Origin of the sequence: Sphingomonas beigongshangi, assembly GCF_016820445.1 — a bacterium.
Lineage (GTDB): Bacteria > Pseudomonadota > Alphaproteobacteria > Sphingomonadales > Sphingomonadaceae > Sphingomonas > Sphingomonas beigongshangi.
In genome coordinates this window covers 423,372-442,366 of record NZ_JADHDT010000002.1, presented here as the reverse complement: position 1 = coordinate 442,366, position 18,995 = coordinate 423,372, and the positions used below count along the sequence as shown (strand labels likewise).

Sequence of the window (18,995 nt, the reverse complement as noted above, 5' to 3'; positions counted from 1 at the left end):
GGCCGAGATGACCGAAGTCGACGAACAGATCGCCCGCGCGCGCGCCACGATGGCGCGGATCAGTGCGGATTACGGCGGGCAGGTGCGCGACCAGTATCGCGTCCACGGCAAGCGGCTGAAGCGGCGCGCGGTCAGCGCCGGGCGGCGGCTCGCGGTGATCGCGGCGGTCGACGCGGCGATCCTGATCGCGGCGGCAATTCTGGGCATGATCTTTCCGCTCGGCATCTTCGGTGCGCTCGGCGTGCTTTTGCTGATGGTGGCGGCGACGTTGCTCATCGGCCTCGCCCCCGCCGCGCGGGCGCCGAGCGAACGCGCGCTGCGCGAGGGTGACATCAAGGCGCTGCCGGCGAAGACGGAGCGTTGGCTCGAGGCGCAGCGTCCCGCCCTGCCCGCGCCGGCGCGCGCGATCGTCGACCAGATCGGCCAGCGGCTCGAGACGCTGTCCCCGCAGCTGGGGCGGCTGGAGGGCCGCGACGAGGAAGCCTATGAGGTGCGGCGGTTGATCGGCGAGCAACTCCCCGCCTTCGTCAACGATTATGCCCGCGTGCCCGAGCCGTTGCGCAAGGTCGAGCGCAACGGTCGCACGCCCGATACCGAACTCGTCGCGGGCTTGCGTCTGATCGAGCAGGAGATCGCCGACATGACGCGGCGGCTGGCGCAGGACGATCTCGACAGCCTGTCGACCCGCGGCCGCTATCTCGAGGTGAAATACCGCGGCGATGAGCCTGCTCCGGACAATCGCCAGGGCTGAGACGCTCGGGGGTTGCGGATCGCGTTCATGATGTGTTCCATGCGCATCCCATGCGACTCGATGACGACCTGGTGGCCAAGGCGCTGAGCGCGCTCGATGAATCGGCGGCGCGCGCGCGCAGCGAATCGGTCGCGCCCGATTCGTTGCTGCGCTTCGTCCTCGCGTTCCTTCATGCCGCCATACCGCCGGGGCGCCGTGATCGCGGCCCCTTCGACGCGATGTGGCGGGCGATCACGCGCGGTTCGCCGTCCCCGGCACGGCAGCGCCGGGTCGCCGAGGCGCTGCGTGCCATCCGTGCGCAGATCGATGCGCCGGACACGCAGGTCGGCGCCACGCCGCGCGACGCGATGCTGGCGATGCTTCGTGACGGACAGACGGCGGATCGCCATCAGCAGGCGTGGGATTTGAGAGGGAAGGCCTGCCCGATCCAGCGGCCGATGCGCGATCGGTGGCCGGGCTCCTGAACCGCGGCGCGGATGGTGGGCGCTGACGGGTTCGAACCGCCGACCTACTCGGTGTAAACGAGCCGCTCTACCAGCTGAGCTAAGCGCCCCCGATTGCGGGTGTGACGGGCGATGCCAAAGCGGCGGCGTCCGCGCAAGCCCCGTCGCATCGCGGCGGCGTCGATCAGCCCAAACTTCCCTCTACGCGGCGCGCCGCGACCATGTAGTTGCGCATCGCCTCCGACGCGCGCCGCGACAGGGCCATGAACGCCCGGCGACGGTCGGCGGGGTCGGGATGGCGCGCGAGCAGACCCAGGTCCGTCATCTTGGCGATCCAGCGCAGCGCCGTGGTCGGCGCGACTGCAGCGGCGATGCACAGGCTCGATACGCTGACCTGCCGGTCCTCCAGCTCGGCCGCGTACAGGTCGAGCAGCATGTCCCATGCCGGATCCTCGAACAGGCCCTGTCCAAAGCCACCGAAGAACTTGCCGCGCAGGCGGCGCAGCTGGATCAGCCTGCGGACTTCGGTCGGCTCGACGGGCTCGCCGCCGCTGGTGGGGCCTGCGTCATAGCCGCGATGCCGGTCCGCCAGATCATAGGCATCGCCGCCCGGGCCGTGGTCGGCCCGCGCGAGCCGCGCCAGGATTTCCGCGATCCGCGCCACCTCGTCGTTGAGCCGCTGCAACCTCACCCCGTCGTTCTCGCGCAGGCTGTCGCTCAGCATGGGCGGGCCGTGCGGATGGCCGGCCATGGCCAGCGCGAGGATGCGGTCGAAGGGTTCGGGGTCGCACAGCAGCGTGACCTCGGCGAGAGACAGTGCGGCGGCGACCTGGTCGAGCTGATCGCGTCCGAAGCTGAGGATCAGCGGCACGTCGAGCGCGACGGCAAAACCCTCGAGCCGCGCCAGCGCCAGATCGAGGACATCGGCTGCCACGCCGCGCGCCTCCGCCATGAGCAGCGGCGCGAGCATCGGTTCCGCCAGTCGGTGCGGCACATCGGCCCAGCCGATCCGCCGCAGCATCCGGCTCCCGGCACGCGCGATAGCCTGTTCGGCATCGCTCGCCATCGACGCCTCGGCGATCAGGAGCACCGGCCGTGTCGTCGTGGCATATCCCGTCGCAAGGCCGCTCGTCGTCATCGTCCCCCCATGACGATAGGATAGGTCCTTGATAAGCGGGTCAGCGTGCGGATTCCTCTCCGTTTCGGAGGGGAAGCTCGCCACGCCCGTCCGCGTGCGACCATTTTCCATCCATAACGGATGCGACGGCGATCAGTCCAAGCTTTTGACGATGTCCTCGACCATCTTCTTGGCATCGGCGAGCAACATCATCGTGTTGTCACGATAGAAGACGTCGTTGTCGACGCCGGCATAGCCGACGCCCCCCATCGATCGCTTGACGAACAGCACCGTCTTCGCCTTTTCGACGTCGAGCACGGGCATGCCATAGATGGGGGATGACTTGTCCGTCTTGGCGGCGGGGTTAGTGACATCGTTTGCGCCGATGACGAAGGCGACATCGGTCTGGGCGAATTCGGCGTTGATGTCCTCCAGCTCGAATACCTCGTCATAGGGCACGTTCGCTTCGGCGAGCAGCACGTTCATATGCCCCGGCATGCGGCCCGCGACGGGATGGATCGCATATTTGACGCGGACGCCATGCGCCTTGAGCTTGTCGGCCATCTCGCGCAGCACGTGCTGCGCCTGCGCCACCGCCATGCCATAGCCGGGAACGATGACGACCTGCTCGGCCTGGCTCATCAGGAAGGCGGCATCCTCCGCCGAGCCCCGCTTCCACGGCCGGTCCACCTGCGCCGCGCCGCCGCTGGCGCCACCCGAATCCGCGCCGAAGCCGCCCGCGATGACGCTGAGGAAGCTGCGGTTCATCGCGCGGCACATGATGTAGCTGAGGATCGCGCCCGACGATCCGACCAGCGCGCCGGTGATGATCATCGCGCTGTTGTGCAGCGTGAAGCCCATCGCCGCCGCCGCCCAGCCCGAATAGCTGTTGAGCATGCTGACCACGACCGGCATGTCCGCGCCGCCGATCGGGATGATGAGCAGGAAGCCGATCGCGAAGCTGAGCGCGGTGATCGTCCAGAACACCCAGGGGCTCTGGTCCTGCGTGAAATAGGCGACGAGCAACAGGATGGCGGCCAGCACGCCGAGGTTGAGGACGTGGCGACCGGGCAGCAGGATCGGCTTGCCGCCCATGTTGCCGTTGAGCTTCAGGAACGCGATGACGCTGCCGGAAAAGGTGATCGCGCCGATCGCGACGCCCAGGCCCATCTCGATCCGGCTGACCTGATGGATGACGGCGAAGGGCGGGCCGATCAGCGGCACGACGAGGTCGGCGATGCCGAACGCGGAAGGGTTGAGATAGGCGGCGGCGGCGACCAGCACCGCGGCGAGGCCGACGAGGCTGTGGAAGGCGGCGACGAGCTGCGGCATCGCGGTCATCGCGATGCGGCGCGCGGTGCTGATGCCGATCACCGCGCCGATGCCTATGGCGGCGAGGATTTCGAGGACGGTGAGCCAGTCGATCCGCTCGAACAACGGTCCGGTCGAAGCGACCACGCCGGATGGGTCCGTCAGCACGAGGCCGACCGCCTGAAGCGGCACGTGGGTCACCAACGTCGTCACCACCGCGATCGTCATGCCGATCATGCCGAAGCGATTGCCGCGCTGGCTGGAGGTCGGCGACGACAGGCCGCGCAGCGCGAGGATGAAGCACACCCCGGCGATCAGATAGGCGAGCGCCGCGAACGAGCTGCCGGCGGTTGCGTGTTCCATCCTGTCCCCCTTGCCGTCATCCCGGCGGAAGCCGGGATCCACCGCGCCGCGAGCGCAAGTGGATGAGTGGACCCCGGCCCGCGCCGGGGTGACGCGTTCAGTGCTTCGCGGCGGCCGCCGGCCGGTCCTTCTTCTTGTACATGGCGAGCATCCGCTGCGTGACCGCGAAGCCGCCGAAGATGTTGATGCTGGCGAGCACGACGGCGGCAAGCCCCAGCCACTTCGCCACCGGCGACCCCGCCGCCGCCCCGGCGATCAGCGCGCCGACGATGATCACCGACGAGATCGCATTGGTCACCGCCATCAGCGGGGTGTGCAGCGCCGGCGTGACCGACCAGACCACGTAATAGCCGACGAAGCAGGCGAGCACGAAGATCGACAGGATCGCGACGAAGTCCATGGTTTCAGTCTCCTACCGATCGCACGGGCGCCGGCCCGGCTTTCCACGTCGGCGAATCGGGCGACCCGTCGCGCCGCTCTGCCGTCCCCACGCCTTCCCCTGGGTCGCAAGGCGGCATCGGGAGTCGGGACGGGCGGTTCATGCGCCGAGCAGCCGGGCGTGAACCACCTGCCCGTCGCGCGTCAGGCGGATCGCATCGCCGATCTCCGCATCCAGCACGGGTCGCCCCGCCTCCTTGTCCCAGAAGGTCGACAGGAAGTTGTAGAGATTGCGCGCGAACAGCGCCGAGGCATCCGCCGCCAGGCGCGAGGGCACGTTGCGATGACCGACGATGCGGACGCCGTGCCGCTCGACGATCTCGCCCGGGACGGCGCCTTCGACATTGCCGCCCTGCTCGACCGCGAGGTCGACGATGACGCTGCCCGGCTTCATGCTCGCCACCTGCGCGTCGCTGATCAGCCGCGGCGCGGGGCGGCCTGGGATGAGCGCCGTGGTGATGACGATGTCCTGCCGGGCGATGTGCGCGGAGACGAGTTCGGCCTGCGCCGCCTGATATGCCGGGCTCATCTCGCCGGCATAGCCCCCGGCGCCCTCGCCCTCGATGCCGGCGACATTTTCGACGAACACCGGCTTGGCGCCGAGGCTTAGGATCTGTTCCTTGGTCGCGGAGCGGACGTCGGTGGCGGAGACCTGCGCCCCCAGCCGACGCGCGGTGGCGATCGCCTGCAGCCCGGCGACGCCGACGCCCATCACGAACACCCGCGCGGCGCTGACGGTGCCCGCCGCCGTCATCATCATCGGAAAGGCGCGGCCATATGCCGCCGCCGCGTCGAGCACCGCCTTGTACCCCGACAGGTTCGACTGGGACGACAGGATATCCATGGACTGCGCGCGCGTGATCCGCGGCATCAGCTCCATCGCCAGCGCCTCCAGCCCCGCCGCCGCATAGGCGTCGACCCGGTCGCGCGCGCCGAAGGGGTTGAGCCCCGCGACGATCCAGGCGCCCGGCGACACAGCGCCGAGTTCCGCCGGGTCGGGTCCTTGCACGCCCAGGACGATGTCCGCCCCCGCTAGCGTCGCCCCACGGTCGCCGATGCGTGCCCCCGCCTCGGCATAGCCGGCATCGTCGTAGGAGGCGGCCGACCCCGCCCCCGATTCGACGGCAACTTCGGCACCGAGCGCACCGAATTTGCGGACGGTTTCGGGGGTCGCGGCAACGCGACGCTCGCCGTCTGCTCGTTCGCGGAGGACGGCGATCTTCATGGCGCGATCCTTACGCGATCAGCCAGATCACGAAGGCGGCGATGATCGCACACCCGACCGCGCCCCACTTCAGCATCCCGATGACGCTGCCATAGGTCGCCTCGTGCGCGTGCATGTCCCCGTTGCCGGCCATCCTCTGTTCCCTGGCTTGCACCCCTGCAGGGGTCGTTCTGGTCCGGAACGAACCCTGCCCGCAAAGCTCCGCCGCCGTCAAGCAGCGGCACGTACGATGCGCTTAAGCCGACCTTTACCGTCGCCGGGCTAAGCGATGATCCGAAATGGGACGAGATCGACGATGACCCGTAACGGACAGCGGTTGCTTTTGCTGATCGACGACGAACCGGCACAGCGCAGGCTGGTCGCCGCGCTGGCGGCGCGCGCCGGGTGGCGCTCCATCTTCGCCAATGACGGCGAGATGGCCCTGGCGCAGCTCGGCACGCAGGACGGCATGCAGCTGGATGCGATATTGCTCGACCACCGGGCGCCCGACGCGGATACGGCGGACGCGATCGCGGCGCTGCGCAGCCAGCGTCCGGCGCTGCCGATCCTGATGCTGACCGCGAACGGATCGGTCGCGCATGCGGTAGCCGCCATGCGCGCGGGCGCCACCGACTTCCTGGTCAAGCCGCTTGCCCCGGAACGGCTGCTCGCCGCGCTCGAGGCGGCGGTCGCGGGCACCGCGGCGGGAGAGTTGCGCCCGCTGACCGAGAAGATCCCCGCGCTGCTCGCCTTCGACGAGATCGTCGGCTCCGCGCCCGAGTTCCGCGCCGCGCTGGCCATCGCCGCCAAGGCGGCGCGCGCGCGCGTGCCGGTGCTGATCGAAGGCGAGAGCGGCGTCGGCAAGGAAGTGGTCGCGGATGCGATCCACGCCGCCAGCCCACGCGCGCGGCGACCGATGGTGACGGTCAACTGCGGCGCCATCCCCGCGAACCTCGTCGAATCGGAGCTGTTCGGGCACGAGAAGGGCGCCTTCACCGGCGCGTTCGAGCGCAAGATCGGCAAATTCGTCGATGCCGACGGCGGTACCCTGTTCCTGGACGAGGTCGGCGAAATGCCGCTCGACGCGCAGGTCAAGCTGTTGCGCGTGCTGCAGTCGGGAGAGGTACAGCCGATCGGCGCGCGCCACGCCCGCGAGGTCGACGTCCGCGTGATCGCCGCGACCAACAAGCGGCTGATCGAGGAGGTCGAGGCCGGCCGGTTCCGCGAAGACCTCTATTACCGGCTCAACGTCGTGCAGGTGACGATCCCGCCCCTGCGCGAGCGATCCGGCGACATTCCCGCATTGGCCCGGCACCTGCTGGCGCGGATCGCGCACCAGCCGGGACTTCGTCCGCTTGGCATCACCGACGAGGCGCTGGCGCTGCTCGTCGGCTACGATTGGCCGGGCAACGTGCGGCAGTTGCAGAACGCATTGTTCCGCGCCGCGATCCTGTGTGAGGGCGATGCGCTGACGCGCGCCGACTTCCCGCAGATCGCCGCGCTCGGCCAGCGTCGCGGCGGCGTCGTCGCGCCCGCATCGGGCGCGGGGGTCACGCTGTTCCGGCCGGACGGCAATCTGCGTCCGCTGGAGGACATCGAGGCCGATGTCATCCGACTCGCCATCGGCCATTATCGCGGCCGGATGACGGAGGTCGCGCGGCGGCTCGGGATCGGTCGGTCGACCTTGTATCGCAAGCTCGGCGAGCTGGGCATCGACAACGCCGCCTGATCGCGTGCGACACGCGCCGCGTCACCAGAGTACGCCATGCTCCGGCTGCAGCGGAGCCGGCGCTTCGTCGCCGATCGACTGGAGCAGGTCGATCTCGATCGTGCGGCACATCGCCGACAGCGGCAGATCGTGGACGGTATTGGCGAAGGGATCGACCAGATCGTCGCCGATCGCGAGCACCGCGAGGAACATCAGACCCGCCATCGTCGATCCGAGCGGCGTCGCGAACCCCAGCGTCTCGACGAGGCCGATGGGCAGCAGCACGCAGAACAGGTGCACGAACAGCGTCGGGAAGAAGCGGTATTGATTGGGCAGCGGGGTGTTCTTCAACCGCTCCATGCCGCCCTGCGCATTGGCGATGTCGACCAGCACCGATTCCATCTGCGTCTGCTGGATGGTGTCGATCCAGCCCTGACGCCTGGCATCGTCGATCCGCCGACCGGTGCCGTCGAGCAGCCCATTCGCGATGTTGGTTCGCGACAGCGACGGGGTCGCCTCGCCGCGCGACAGGAATCGCAGCACCTGTTCGTCGACCGGCTGGCGACGAAGCTGGCAGCGGAGCGCGTTCACATAAGCGATCTGGCGCAACACGATCGAGCGGCGCAGGTCGCGCGCCTCGTCGCCCGGCAGGAAGTTGCGCGCCTCGCGGCTGAGGTTGCGCGAGGCGTTGATCATCAGCCCCCAGAGCGAGCGCCCCTCCCACCAGCGCGCATAGGCCGAATTGCTGCGAAAGCCGAGGAACAGCGCCAGCACCGTGCCGAACAGCGTCAGCGGCAGCGACGGCGCGCGAAAGGGCAGGAAATAGTAAGTGACGGTCACCGCGACGTCCCAGAAGAACAGGATGGTCAGCGGGCGCCAGACCTCGGCGACGATCTGGCGCAGACGGGGGGTGGCATCGACGATCATGATTCCTCTTTGTCCGCTCGATTAAGGGCAGGCTGCATGGCCGATCCACCTTGGTCGGACATTGTTCCGATCGGATCGGCCACAAAAGCTCTTAGCTGCCCAACGTCTCTGTCCTCGGATTGCTGCGTTGCAAAATGTTTCCGCTTCGGTCCGTTCGTGCCGGATCAGCCGCCCGCCAGCGCCCGGTCGCGCAGGCCCCGCCACAGCTTCAGCGCCTGCACCGTCTCCGGCACATCGTGCACGCGGAGGAACTGCACGCCTGCGTCCGCGCCCTTGAGCGCGAGCGCGACACTGCCGCCCAGCCGGCGCTCGACCGGCGCCGCATTGTCGAGCGCGCCGATCATCCGCTTGCGGCTGGCGCCGAGCATGATGGGGCACCCCAGGCCGTGGAACAGCGCCAGGGCGTTCACCAGGGCAAGATTGTCCGCCAGCGATTTGCCGAAGCCGATGCCGGGGTCCGCGACGATCCGCTCGCGCGGCACGCCCGCCGCGACGATTGCATCGATGCGGGCCTCCAGCCAGTCGAACACCTCCGTCGCGACGTTGCGATAGACCGGGCGGCCATGACCGCCGGCCTTGGGGTCGGGCGAATGCATCAGGATGACGGGACAGCCGGCGCGGACGACGACCTCGAGCGCGCGATCGTCCCACAGCAACGCCGAGACGTCGTTGACGATGTGCGCGCCGGCGGCCAGTGCCGCTTCCATCACGCCCGCCTTGCGTGTGTCGATCGACACCGGCGTGCCGCTGGCGGCGAGCCGCTCGACGACGGGCAGCACGCGGGCGATCTCGTCCCCTTCCCAGACCTGTGCCGCACCGGGCCGCGTCGATTCGCCACCCAGATCGACCAGCGCCGCGCCCGCCGCGGCCATGTCGACGCCCGCCGCGGCCGCGGCCGCGGGATCGCCGGCGTGGCGGCCGCCATCGGAGAAACTGTCCGGCGTGACGTTGAGGATTCCTGCGACGAGGGGCTGGTCGAGCCGCAGCGTGCGCGCGCCCAGGACGAGCGGCGGGCGGGGCGCGGTGATCCGCGCGTGCAGCGCGGCGGCGCGTTCGCCAAGCGATGCGACATCGGCGACGGAGACGATCCTGCGACTCTCGGCGGTGGACACCTCATAGGCGGCGAACCACTGCATGCCCCCCGCGAGCCGCACGACGCTGCCGTCGGGCAGGCCGATCGGCGTATCGACGAAATGGACGGGGCGTAGGTGCAGGCTCATGCCCGGTGTGTTCCCGCTGCGCGCCGGGAAGGCAAGCGCGTTCGCGGCGAGGACGCGGGCGCGCAGGGCTCGAAGGAAAGACGTGCCCTCGTCGGGGCGACGACCCGGCCCTGCGCCGGGTGCCGGCAATCTACGGCTGGGTCGCGAGGATGTAGATCTGCCGCAGGCTGTCGATCGGCTTGAGCGCGCCGTCCGTCTCGTGGTGCCAGAAGGTCCAGCCGTTGCATGCCGGCGCACCCTGCAGCATCGCGCCGAGCTTGTGGATCGACCCCGTCGCGCCGCATGGGCTGGCAAGGCTGCCGTCGGCGCGGACCGTCGCCTGGAAGCGGCGCTTGGCGTCGGTGAGCATTGCTCCGGGGGCGAGATAGCCGTTTTCGACCAGCACGCCGAACGCGACCTTGGGCTGGCTGCGCGGGCTCTGCATCGTCGCCAGCGCCGATTCGTCGAGCGGCAGTGCCGCGGCGATACGCTCCTGGGCGGCGTCGATGTACGACGGCTCGCGCTCTATGCCGATCCAGCGCCGCCCGAGCCGCTTCGCCACCGCGCCGGTGGTGCCGGTGCCGAAGAACGGGTCGAGCACCACGTCGCCGGGCTTCGTGCATGCGAGCAGCACGCGGTACAGCAGCGCCTCCGGCTTCTGCGTCGGATGAACCTTGTGGCCGCCCTTCTTCAGCCGCTCCTGACCGCCGCAGATCGGGAATTCCCAGTCCGAACGCATCTGGAGCTCGTCGTTGAGCGTCTTCATCGAGCGATAATTGAAGGTGTATTTCGCCTTCTCGCCCTTGGAGGCCCAGATCAGCGTCTCATGCGCGTTGGTGAAGCGCGTGCCGCGGAAGTTCGGCATTGGATTGGCCTTGCGCCACACGATGTCGTTGAGGATCCAATAGCCCAGGTCCTGCACCGCCGTGCCGACACGGAAGATGTTGTGATAGCTGCCGATCACCCAGATCGTGCCATCGTCCTTCAGAATGCGGTGCGCCTCCGCCAGCCAGGCGCGCGTGAACGCGTCATAGGCCGCGAACGTATCGAACTTGTCCCAATCGTCGGTGACCGCATCGACGTGCGTGCCATCGGGCCGGAACAGCTCGCCGCCGAGCTGGAGGTTGTAGGGCGGATCGGCGAAGATCATGTCGACCGACTTGTCGGGCAGCGCCTTCATCGCGGCGATACAGTCGCCCATGATGATCTGGTCGAGCGGCAGGATGGCGCGCGCGACATCGGCCGGTGCCAGCGTCGCCGAAACCGCGCCCCGCGCCGCAGCGCGCGGCTGCCGGACCTTCTCGATAACCCCCATCTACGCCCCCTTGTCGTGGCCAGAAGCGCGAATCCGCAGACTCTCGTCAAGCACTGATTGGTTAACGATCTTCGTCAAGATTTCGTGAACGTCCCTGCACAAACCCTCTTGCCTCCCAGATTTTGCGCTGTCGCCTGCCCCGGGCGCCCAATCGCTGGGGGTGTGGCGCGAAAGACTCAAGCCGCCACGTCCTGTTGCGCGGCGCAACTTTTATCGGTCAGGCGGCGTGGATCGCGGGCGAAAGCAGGTCCGCCGCCCGTGCGACGGGCGCGAAGCTGTACCGGTGAATCGGCGAGGGGCCGTGTTCGCGCAGCGCAGCCAGGTGTTTCGGGCAGCCATAGCCCTTGTTGCTCGCCCAGTGATATTGCGGATGGGCGGCGGCGTGATCGAGCATGATCGCGTCGCGCACCGTCTTGGCGACGATCGACGCGGCCGCGATGGACGCGCTCAGCCCATCGCCGCCGACCAGCGGCGTCGCCGCATAGCGCCAGCGCGGCAGGCGGTTGCCGTCGACGAGCACGTGGCCGGGCTCGCAGCCCAGCGCCTCGACCGCGAGCGTCATCGCCTTCATCGTCGCCCAATAGATATTGAGCCGATCGATCTCGTCCGCCTCGACGATGCCGACGCCGACCTGCGCGCGCTGGCGGATCAGCACGGCCAGCCGCTCGCGCTCGGCGGCAGGCAGCTTCTTCGAATCGTCCAGCCCGCGCGGCACGCCACGCGCGGGCAGGATCACGGCCGCCGCGACGACGGGTCCGGCGAGCGGGCCCCGCCCCGCCTCGTCCACCCCCGCGACGGGCGGCAGGCAGGCTTTCTCGTGCTTCAGGCCCGGCATCGATCCGCCGGTATCGCGTTCAAGGCATGTCCCATCGGCCCATGTCCTGCCCCGAGCCCGGGCGCTGCCGCAAGCGCCGCCTGGACATAGGCGATGGCCCGCCCCGTGGCGTCGGCGAGCGACAGGCCGGCGGCAAGGCCGGTGGCGATCCCGCTCGCCAGCGTGCAGCCGGTACCGTGCGTGTGGCGCGTGTCGACGCGCGGATGCGTCCACACCGTCTCCCCGCCGTCGGCGTCGATCAAGCGGTCCTCGATGATCGCACCGTCGCCGTGGCCACCCTTGACGAGCAACGCCGGGCCGAGCGCGCGGACCGCCGCCTCTCCTCCCAGCGCGGTGAGTTCAGGGAGGTTGGGCGTGACGACCGCCGCCATGCGCATCAGACGGGCGAAGGCGGCGATCGTCTCGGCATCCGCCAGCGTCGCGCCCGAGGTCGCGATCATCACCGGATCGAAGACGACCGGCACGCCCGTTCCTTCGAGCGCGTCCGCCACCGCCTGCGCGGTTTCGGCGCTGCCGATCATCCCGATCTTGATTGCGTCGGCGCCGATGTCGGCGAGCACGCTGTCGATCTGCGCGACGACCATGTCGGTGGGGACCGGCAGCACCGCCTGCATGCCCAGCGTATTCTGCGCGGTGATCGCGGTGATCGCCGTGGTCGGATGGCCGCCCAGCATCGTGACGGTCTTGATGTCCGCCTGGATGCCCGCGCCGCCCCCCGAATCGGACCCGGCGATGACGAGGACGCGCGGGATCATGCAGCGGAAGCGCCCAAAGGCCGCACATTTACGCACGAGGACGCCGACGGCCGCTCCGGCCTACGGGAGAGATCAAGGGGAGGGAATGGCAGGAGCAGCGGCATGGCGCGACGGTGGCACAAAGCGGGCTTGCAGGACAGCACCGCCGCGACCCGGCGCGCCTCTCCTTCCGGAGGCGGGGATCCGGAAACGCCGCCGTCATCCCGGCGGAAGCCGGGACCCATGGACATGCCGTCGCCGATGATGCGCGAAACACCGGCCTCCCGCTTCCATGGGTCCCGGCGTTCGCCGGGATGACGAATTGGCGAAGGGGCCGGTCCTATCCCCCGAATCGCCGCTCGGTGCTGGCCGGATTCGCCTTCAGCATCTTACCCGTGCGCGTTGGCCGGTCGAGCAGTTCGCCGCCGCAATTGGGGCAAAGCTCGTCCATCGCATCTGCGCATTCGGTGCAGAAGGTGCATTCCATCGAGCAGATGAACGCGCCGGGCGCCGCGGCGGGAAGGTCGGTGCCGCAGCGTTCGCAGTCGGGCCGCATCTCGAGCATCAGGCCGCCGCCTTGCGTACGGCGTCGCAGATCCGGTCGACGAGCGTTTCGACCTGCCCCGCGTCGTCGCCCTCCGCCATCACGCGGATCACCGGTTCGGTGCCAGACGGACGGATGACGAGGCGGCCGGTCCCGGCCAGCTCGGCGTCCGCCGCGGCGATCACGGCCTTCACGTCGTCATGCTCGAGCGGCTTGCCGCCGGCGAAACGCACGTTCTTGAGCAGCTGCGGCAGCGGCGCGAAGCGGTGCAGCACCTCGCTGGCCGACGCGCCGGCGCGCTTGATCTCGGCGAGCACCTGCAGCGCCGCGACGAGGCCGTCCCCCGTCGTCGCATAGTCGGACAGGATGATATGCCCCGACTGTTCGCCGCCGACGTTATAGCCGCTGGCGCGCATCTTCTCGAGCACGTAGCGGTCGCCGACCGCGGTACGGACGAGGCCCAGCCCCTGCGCCTTGAGATGCCGTTCGAGGCCGAGGTTGGACATGACGGTCGCGACGAGGCCCCCGCCCTTCAGCCGCCCGGCGCGCGCCCAGCCCGCGGCGATCGTCGCCATCAGCTGGTCGCCGTCGACGACATGGCCCTTCTCGTCGACGACGATCAGCCGGTCCGCGTCACCGTCGAGCGCGATGCCGATATCGGCGCCGGACGCGACGACGGTTTCCGACAGCGTCTGGGGCGCCGTGGAGCCGACGCCGTCGTTGATGTTGGTGCCGTTGGGCGTCACGCCGATCGCGACGATGTCCGCCCCCAGTTCCCAGAGGCAGGTCGGCGCGACCTTGTAGGCGGCGCCATTGGCGCAATCGATGACGATGCGCAGGCCGTCGAGCCGGAGGTCGGACGGAAAGGTCGACTTGGCGAAGTGGATGTAGCGCCCCTGCGCGTCGTCGATGCGGCGCGCGCGACCGATCTGCGCCGACGGCGCGAGGGGGATGTCGTCGCCGTCGATCAGCCCCTCGATCGTCTTCTCCGCCTCGTCGGACAGCTTGTAGCCGTCGGGCCCGAACAGCTTGATGCCGTTGTCGGCATAGGGGTTGTGGCTCGCGGAGATCATCACGCCGATATCGGCGCGCATCGACTGGGTGAGCAAGGCGACCGCCGGCGTCGGCAGCGGGCCGACCATCACCACGTCCATGCCGACGCTGGTGAACCCCGCGACCAACGCGGATTCGAGCATATAGCCCGACAGGCGCGTATCCTTGCCGATCAGCACGCGATGCTTGTGGTCGCCGCGCTGGAAATAGGCGCCCGCCGCCATACCGACCTTCATCGCCATCGCCGCGGTCATCGCCCCGGCATTGGTCGCGCCGCGGATGCCGTCGGTGCCGAAATATTTCCTTGCCATGAAACGCGATCCCGTTCGCTATGCCATCGTCCCCGCCTCGTTGCGCCAAGGAAGACGATGTCGCAAGCCACCCGTATCCTGCTCGCGTTGCTGGCCGGCATCCTGATCGGCATCGGCGCCGTCGCGATCGATCGCGATGCGGCGCTCGGACTGACGCGCGTGACGCAGCCGGTCGGGGCCGCATGGCTGCACGCGCTCCAGATGGTGATCGTGCCGCTGATCGTCGGACTGCTCGTCACCGGCATCGCGGCGACGGCGGAGGCGGCGCGCGCGGGCCGGATCGCGGGACGCGGCGTGGCGCTGTTCGTCGCCGTCCTGTGGTCGACGACGCTGATGGCGGCGGTGGTCGAGCCGCTGATCCTCGACGCCTGGCCCCTGCCGGCGGCCTGGTCGGCGGCGCTGCGCGCGGCGCTGACCGGCACGCCCGCACCGGGCAAGGTCCCCGGCCTCGCCGATTTCTTCGACACGATCGTGCCGACCAACATCGTCGCGGCGGCGGCGGCCGATGCCTTCCTGCCGCTCACCGTCTTCGCGCTCGCCTTCGCCTTCGCGATCACGCGGCTCGACGCCGAACCGCGCGCGCTGCTGGTCGCGGTGTTCCGCGCGATCACCGACGCGATGCTGGTCATCATCGGCTGGGTGCTGCGCCTCGCCCCGATCGGCGTGTTCGCGCTCGCATACGGCGTCGGCGCCCGGACCGGGGCGGCGGCGTTCGGCGCCCTGGTGCATTACATCGCCTGCGTCTCCGCCATCGGCTTCCTGGTGCTGCTCGCCGCCTATCCGCTGGCGCGGTTCGGCGGGCGGGTGCCGATCGGCCGCTTCGCGCGCGCCGCGTCGCCCGCGCAGGCGGTCGCGGTGAGCACCCAATCCTCGCTCGCCTCGCTCCCCGCGATGCTCAAGGGCAGCGAACAGCTGCGCGTGCCGCCGGCAACCGCGGGCATCGTGCTGCCGATCGCGGTGGCGATCTTCCGCGCGACCAGCCCGGCGATGAACCTCGCCGTCGCGCTCTATGTCGCGCGCTGGCTGGATGTGCCGATCGGGCCGGGACAACTCGCCGCGGGGGTGGCGACCGCGGCGATCACGACCATGGGGTCGGTGTCGCTGCCGGGTACGATCAGCTTCTTCGCCAGCGTCGCGCCCGTCGCCTTCGCCATGGGCGTGCCGATCGAGGCGCTGGGTCTGCTCGTCGCGGTGGAGACGGTGCCCGACCTGTTCCGCACGGTCGGCAACGTGACGATGGATATCGCGGTCACCACCTGCGTTGCGCGCGGTGAAGGAGACCATCATGCACGACAAGACGCTGGGTGACGGACTGAAGGTCAGCGCGCTGGGCCTCGGCTGCATGCCGATGGCCGGGATCGGCGCGGGCATGTACGGCCAGGCGGACGATACGGAGAGTATCGCCACGATCCACCGCGCGATCGACCTGGGCGTCACGCTGTTCGACACGGCCGAGGTCTATGGCCCTTATCGCAACGAGGAATTGCTGAGCCAGGCGATCCGCGGCCGGCGCGACGGCCTGGTGATCGCGACCAAGTTCGGTTTCAGGATCGGCGCGAAGGGCATGGAAGGCACCGACTCGACCCCCGAGAACGTGCGTCGCGCCTGCGAAGGGTCGCTGAAGCGGCTGGGGATCGAGACGATCGATCTGTTCTACCAGCATCGCGTCGATCCGAACGTGCCGATCGAGGACACGGTCGGCGCGATGGCGGCGCTGGTCAAGGAGGGCAAGGTGCGCCACCTAGGCCTGTCGGAGGCGGGACCGGACACGCTGCGCCGCGCGGCGAAGGTGCATCCGATCGCGGCGCTGCAATCCGAATATTCCCTGTGGGAGCGGACGGTGGAGGACGAGATCCTGCCGCTGGCGCGCGAGTTGGGCATCGGCTTCGTGCCCTACAGCCCGCTGGGGCGCGGCTTCCTGACCGGACAGATCACCAGCCGCGACGATCTGCCCGAGGGCGACTATCGCCGGGGCGACCCGCGATATTCCGAGGAAAATTTCGCGACCAACATGAAGATGGTCGAGGTGGTGAAGGCGATCGCCGCGGATCATGACGCGAGCGGCGCGCAGGTGGCGCTGGCCTGGCTGCTGGCGCAGGGACCGGACGTGGTGCCCATCCCCGGATCGAAACGGCGCGCGACGCTGGAGGACAGCATGCGCGCGGCCGATCTGCACCTGACCGAGGACGACCTGCGCCGCCTCGACGAAGCCGCGCCGCGGGGCGGTACGGCGGGGCCGCGCTATGGCGAACGCGCGATGGCCATGGTGCGGCTGTAACGCCCCCGGAAAGCCCCTCCCGCTTGCGGGAGGGGTTTGGGGTGGGCCTGTCCGCTGGCGCAGGCTCGGTGAGACCCCGGCCCACCCCCATCCCTCCCTCAAGCGGGAGGGGAGAGTTCAGGGCCGCTGTTCGCCGCGTGTGTCGAGCCCGGATGCGGCCGGTTCCGCATTCAGAGGTTCTCCCGCCAGCGCGTGGTCGGGGCGTTCGCCGAGGCTGTCGAGGTGCATCAGCCGCGTCACGAACGGCGCGAGCACCAGCACGACGACGCCGACGCCCATCGCGAACCAGCCGATCCGGCCATAGACCTCCAGAACCCGGCCGGGCCCGGCGCCCTCGCCGCCCGTCGCCTGCGCGATCAGGCTGGCGATGAAATTGCCCGCCGCCGTCGCGAGGAACCAGGTCCCCATCATCAGCCCGGTCATGCTCGGGACCGAAAGCCGCGTCATCGAGGACAGGCCGATCGGCGAGAAGCACAATTCGCCCATCGAGTGCAGCATGTAGAGCAGGATGACGAAGATCGCCGGCGTCAGCCCCGTCGCCGGCGCGCCGAGGATCAGCGCGAAGAAGCCCGCGCCGACCAGGATCAGGCCTATGCCGAACTTGAACGGCGCCGACGGTTCGATCCCGCGCCTGCCCATCGCCGTCCACAGCAGGCCGAACAGCGGCGCCAGCGTGATGATGAAGAAGGAATTGACCGACTGGAACCACGAGGCCGGCATGTCGAAGCCGAGCACGGTGCGGTCGACCTGCTGATCGGTGTAGACGCTGAGCGAGGAACCCGCCTGTTCGAACAGCGCCCAGAACAGCGGCGACAGCGCGATCAGGAACAGCGCCGCGAAGATGCGATGCCGCTCCACCTGGGGCAGGCGGCGGAAACTCGTCATCAGGATATAGCCGATCGTCAGGGCGGAGGCGATCAGCAGCAGGTTGCCGACCGCTCCCTGGCTGCGCACCAGCCACCAGCACAGCAGGATCATCGCCGCCGCGCCGGCATAGATCGCCCATTCGATCGACAGGCCGACCGGCGTGCGTCGCTTGAGCGCCGCGGGGACCGGCGGCTCGCCCACGTCGTACAGCGCCGGCCGGCACAGCACGAAGACGACGAGGCCGAGCGCCATGCCGATGCCCGCCGCGCCGAAGCCCCACGACCAGCCGACCCGCTCGCCCAGGTAACCGACGAGCAGCGGACCGACGAACGCACCCGTATTGATGCCCATGTAGAAGATCGAGAAGGCGCCGTCGCGCCGCGTGTCGTCGCGCTTGTAGAGCGCGCCGACGAGCACGGAGATGTTCGCCTTCAGGAACCCCGTGCCGACGATGATCAGCGCCAGCGCAAGGTAGAAACCGTTGAGCGCGCTGCCCTGCTGTCCGACCGGCCCCTCTACCAACGCGATCAGCAGATGGCCGAGCGTGATGAAGATGCCGCCCGCGAGCACCGCCTTGCGCGGACCCAAATAGCGGTCGGCGATATAGCCGCCGATGATCGGCGTGATGTACACCAGCGAGGTATAGGCACCGTAGATCGCATAGGCCGGCTGCTCGGCGAACAGGAAATGCTTGGTCAGGTAGAAGACCAGGATGGCGCGCATGCCGTAATAGGAGAAGCGCTCCCACATCTCTGCGAAGAAGAGCATGAACAGCCCGCGCGGATGCCCCAGGAACGTCTTGGCGGAGGCCGGAACGCCGCCTCCCGCCGTTGCGGTGATTGCCATCTGGTCGTGATACTCCCTGACCCGCCCCGCGGGGCGCCCTCTCGGCCATGCAACCTAACGAGTCGGAAGCGGGTGTAAACCGGGGGGACGGCGACGCGACGGCAGGCAGAGGATTGGAGCGCCGGCATCGCTGCCCTACAAGGCGCCGATGTTCAACGACGCCTCCTCTCCGCTGTCCCTCCTGTCGACCCGCCGTTCGGGCAAGCCGCGCGATCTCGTCGCGCCGGGCCCGGACGGCGCGCAGCTCGACCGTATCCTCGCCATCGCCGCGCGGACGCCCGACCACGGCAAGCTGGCGCCGTGGCGCTTCGTGATCGTGGGAGACGAACAGCGCGACGCCTTCGCCCGACTGCTGGTCGAATCCTGCCGCGCGGAGAAGCCGGAAGCGACGCAGAAGGAGCTGGACGGGCTGGACCAGTTCGCACGCCAGGCGCCCGCGCTGGTCGTCGTGCTCTCGTCGCCCAGGCCCGACAGCCCGATCCCCCTGTGGGAACAGGAACTGTCCGCCGGCGCCGCGACGATGAACCTGCTGCACGCCGCGCATGCCATGGGCTTCGCAGGCGGCTGGCTGACCGGCTGGGCGGCGTTTTCGCCCCGGGTGCGCGATGCCTTCGGCGCCGCGCCGGAGCGGATCGCGGGCTTCGTCTTCCTCGGCACGCCGGGCCGTCCGCTCGATGAACGACCCAGGCCCGATATGGCACGGATCGTCTCGCACTGGACTCCTTGATATTGGACCTTTTCCGTTTTTGCT

The 18,995-nt window shown here is 69.3% G+C and carries 19 protein-coding genes and 1 tRNA gene; 6 read left to right on the top strand and 14 right to left on the bottom strand.

Features of this window, described 5'->3' with window-relative positions; translation table 11 throughout:
- Positions 1–7: 7 nt before the first annotated feature.
- On the top strand, positions 8–751 hold the full coding sequence (locus tag IQ292_RS05420) for a hypothetical protein (RefSeq protein ID WP_203309271.1): 744 nt from the start codon (positions 8–10) through the stop codon (positions 749–751).
- 50 nt (positions 752–801) lie between these two features.
- Positions 802–1,215 (top strand): hypothetical protein, encoded by a 414-nt coding sequence (locus IQ292_RS05415; RefSeq protein ID WP_203309270.1) that lies wholly within the window; start codon positions 802–804, stop codon positions 1,213–1,215.
- A gap of 13 nt (positions 1,216–1,228) precedes the next feature.
- Here IQ292_RS05415 and IQ292_RS05410 read toward each other — a convergent pair.
- The 6 genes from IQ292_RS05410 to IQ292_RS05385 all read right to left on the bottom strand — a co-directional run bounded on the left by IQ292_RS05410 (position 1,229) and on the right by IQ292_RS05385 (position 5,781).
- Positions 1,229–1,304, bottom strand: a tRNA-Val gene (locus tag IQ292_RS05410).
- A gap of 74 nt (positions 1,305–1,378) precedes the next feature.
- Positions 1,379–2,332: a MarR family winged helix-turn-helix transcriptional regulator gene (locus IQ292_RS05405; RefSeq protein ID WP_203309269.1), complete on the bottom strand. Its 954-nt coding sequence runs from the start codon at positions 2,330–2,332 to the stop codon at positions 1,379–1,381.
- A 132-nt stretch (positions 2,333–2,464) separates the two neighbouring features.
- Positions 2,465–3,985, bottom strand: a complete 1,521-nt coding sequence (locus tag IQ292_RS05400) for an NAD(P)(+) transhydrogenase (Re/Si-specific) subunit beta (RefSeq protein ID WP_203309268.1) — start codon at positions 3,983–3,985, stop codon at positions 2,465–2,467.
- A gap of 97 nt (positions 3,986–4,082) precedes the next feature.
- The gene (locus IQ292_RS05395) at positions 4,083–4,385 is read right to left on the bottom strand and encodes an NAD(P) transhydrogenase subunit alpha part 2 (protein ID WP_203309267.1); all 303 of its coding nucleotides are present in this window, start codon (positions 4,383–4,385) and stop codon (positions 4,083–4,085) included.
- A gap of 138 nt (positions 4,386–4,523) precedes the next feature.
- Complete coding sequence (locus IQ292_RS05390) at positions 4,524–5,648, bottom strand: Re/Si-specific NAD(P)(+) transhydrogenase subunit alpha (protein WP_203309266.1); 1,125 nt, start codon at positions 5,646–5,648, stop codon at positions 4,524–4,526.
- 10 nt (positions 5,649–5,658) lie between these two features.
- On the bottom strand, positions 5,659–5,781 hold the full coding sequence (locus IQ292_RS05385) for an aa3-type cytochrome c oxidase subunit IV (protein WP_238940804.1): 123 nt from the start codon (positions 5,779–5,781) through the stop codon (positions 5,659–5,661).
- Between the two features lie 162 nt (positions 5,782–5,943).
- Here IQ292_RS05385 and IQ292_RS05380 point away from each other — a divergent pair, with 162 nt between their 5' ends.
- Positions 5,944–7,356 carry a sigma-54-dependent transcriptional regulator gene (locus IQ292_RS05380; protein WP_203309265.1) on the top strand — a complete coding sequence of 471 codons (1,413 nt, stop codon included), beginning with the start codon at positions 5,944–5,946 and terminating at the stop codon, positions 7,354–7,356.
- 21 nt (positions 7,357–7,377) lie between these two features.
- Here IQ292_RS05380 and IQ292_RS05375 read toward each other — a convergent pair whose 3' ends face one another.
- From IQ292_RS05375 to glmM, 7 genes are all read right to left on the bottom strand, one after another.
- A complete protein-coding gene (locus tag IQ292_RS05375; RefSeq protein ID WP_203309264.1) occupies positions 7,378–8,262 on the bottom strand; it encodes a bestrophin family protein in 885 nt (294 codons plus the stop codon).
- Positions 8,263–8,426: 164 nt separating this feature from the next.
- On the bottom strand, positions 8,427–9,482 hold the full coding sequence (folP, locus tag IQ292_RS05370; RefSeq protein WP_203309263.1) for a dihydropteroate synthase: 1,056 nt from the start codon (positions 9,480–9,482) through the stop codon (positions 8,427–8,429).
- 130 nt (positions 9,483–9,612) lie between these two features.
- Entirely contained in the window at positions 9,613–10,776 is a 1,164-nt protein-coding gene (locus tag IQ292_RS05365) for a site-specific DNA-methyltransferase (protein ID WP_203309262.1), read from the bottom strand.
- A gap of 217 nt (positions 10,777–10,993) precedes the next feature.
- Positions 10,994–11,611 (bottom strand): ribonuclease HII, encoded by a 618-nt coding sequence (locus tag IQ292_RS05360; RefSeq protein WP_203309261.1) that lies wholly within the window; start codon positions 11,609–11,611, stop codon positions 10,994–10,996.
- Entirely contained in the window at positions 11,599–12,366 is a 768-nt protein-coding gene (thiD, locus tag IQ292_RS05355; protein WP_203309260.1) for a bifunctional hydroxymethylpyrimidine kinase/phosphomethylpyrimidine kinase, read from the bottom strand. Before thiD ends, IQ292_RS05360 begins: the two co-directional genes overlap by 13 nt.
- A 319-nt stretch (positions 12,367–12,685) precedes the next feature.
- Positions 12,686–12,910 (bottom strand): DUF1272 domain-containing protein, encoded by a 225-nt coding sequence (locus IQ292_RS05350; RefSeq protein ID WP_203309259.1) that lies wholly within the window; start codon positions 12,908–12,910, stop codon positions 12,686–12,688.
- A complete protein-coding gene (gene glmM, locus IQ292_RS05345; RefSeq protein WP_203309258.1) occupies positions 12,910–14,253 on the bottom strand; it encodes a phosphoglucosamine mutase in 1,344 nt (447 codons plus the stop codon). The genes IQ292_RS05350 and glmM overlap by 1 nt, the downstream gene beginning before the upstream one ends.
- Positions 14,254–14,310: 57 nt before the next feature.
- Between glmM and IQ292_RS05340 the strand changes: the two genes are divergently transcribed.
- The gene (locus IQ292_RS05340; RefSeq protein ID WP_203309257.1) at positions 14,311–15,561 is read left to right on the top strand and encodes a dicarboxylate/amino acid:cation symporter; all 1,251 of its coding nucleotides are present in this window, start codon (positions 14,311–14,313) and stop codon (positions 15,559–15,561) included.
- Entirely contained in the window at positions 15,539–16,531 is a 993-nt protein-coding gene (locus IQ292_RS05335; protein ID WP_203309256.1) for an aldo/keto reductase, read from the top strand. The genes IQ292_RS05340 and IQ292_RS05335 overlap by 23 nt, the downstream gene beginning before the upstream one ends.
- A 117-nt stretch (positions 16,532–16,648) precedes the next feature.
- Here IQ292_RS05335 and IQ292_RS05330 read toward each other — a convergent pair whose 3' ends face one another.
- Entirely contained in the window at positions 16,649–18,244 is a 1,596-nt protein-coding gene (locus IQ292_RS05330; protein WP_203309255.1) for a peptide MFS transporter, read from the bottom strand.
- Positions 18,245–18,392: 148 nt separating this feature from the next.
- Between IQ292_RS05330 and IQ292_RS05325 the strand changes: the two genes are divergently transcribed.
- Positions 18,393–18,971 carry a nitroreductase family protein gene (locus tag IQ292_RS05325; protein ID WP_203309254.1) on the top strand — a complete coding sequence of 193 codons (579 nt, stop codon included), beginning with the start codon at positions 18,393–18,395 and terminating at the stop codon, positions 18,969–18,971.
- The last annotated feature ends 24 nt before the right edge of the window (positions 18,972–18,995 follow it).

Coding starts and splice junctions, on each gene's coding strand:
- IQ292_RS05415 (WP_203309270.1), top strand. CDS start 802: ATGCGACTCGATGACGACCTGGTGGCCAAGGCGCTGAGCGCGCTCGAT.
- IQ292_RS05330 (WP_203309255.1), bottom strand. CDS start 18,244: ATGGCAATCACCGCAACGGCGGGAGGCGGCGTTCCGGCCTCCGCCAAG.
- IQ292_RS05350 (WP_203309259.1), bottom strand. CDS start 12,910: ATGCTCGAGATGCGGCCCGACTGCGAACGCTGCGGCACCGACCTTCCC.
- IQ292_RS05405 (WP_203309269.1), bottom strand. CDS start 2,332: ATGACGACGAGCGGCCTTGCGACGGGATATGCCACGACGACACGGCCG.
- thiD (WP_203309260.1), bottom strand. CDS start 12,366: ATGATCCCGCGCGTCCTCGTCATCGCCGGGTCCGATTCGGGGGGCGGC.
- folP (WP_203309263.1), bottom strand. CDS start 9,482: ATGAGCCTGCACCTACGCCCCGTCCATTTCGTCGATACGCCGATCGGC.
- IQ292_RS05335 (WP_203309256.1), top strand. CDS start 15,539: ATGCACGACAAGACGCTGGGTGACGGACTGAAGGTCAGCGCGCTGGGC.
- IQ292_RS05420 (WP_203309271.1), top strand. CDS start 8: ATGACCGAAGTCGACGAACAGATCGCCCGCGCGCGCGCCACGATGGCG.
- IQ292_RS05380 (WP_203309265.1), top strand. CDS start 5,944: ATGACCCGTAACGGACAGCGGTTGCTTTTGCTGATCGACGACGAACCG.
- IQ292_RS05395 (WP_203309267.1), bottom strand. CDS start 4,385: ATGGACTTCGTCGCGATCCTGTCGATCTTCGTGCTCGCCTGCTTCGTC.
- IQ292_RS05375 (WP_203309264.1), bottom strand. CDS start 8,262: ATGATCGTCGATGCCACCCCCCGTCTGCGCCAGATCGTCGCCGAGGTC.
- glmM (WP_203309258.1), bottom strand. CDS start 14,253: ATGGCAAGGAAATATTTCGGCACCGACGGCATCCGCGGCGCGACCAAT.
- IQ292_RS05340 (WP_203309257.1), top strand. CDS start 14,311: ATGTCGCAAGCCACCCGTATCCTGCTCGCGTTGCTGGCCGGCATCCTG.
- IQ292_RS05400 (WP_203309268.1), bottom strand. CDS start 3,985: ATGGAACACGCAACCGCCGGCAGCTCGTTCGCGGCGCTCGCCTATCTG.
- IQ292_RS05390 (WP_203309266.1), bottom strand. CDS start 5,648: ATGAAGATCGCCGTCCTCCGCGAACGAGCAGACGGCGAGCGTCGCGTT.
- IQ292_RS05360 (WP_203309261.1), bottom strand. CDS start 11,611: ATGCCGGGCCTGAAGCACGAGAAAGCCTGCCTGCCGCCCGTCGCGGGG.
- IQ292_RS05325 (WP_203309254.1), top strand. CDS start 18,393: ATGTTCAACGACGCCTCCTCTCCGCTGTCCCTCCTGTCGACCCGCCGT.
- IQ292_RS05385 (WP_238940804.1), bottom strand. CDS start 5,781: ATGGCCGGCAACGGGGACATGCACGCGCACGAGGCGACCTATGGCAGC.
- IQ292_RS05365 (WP_203309262.1), bottom strand. CDS start 10,776: ATGGGGGTTATCGAGAAGGTCCGGCAGCCGCGCGCTGCGGCGCGGGGC.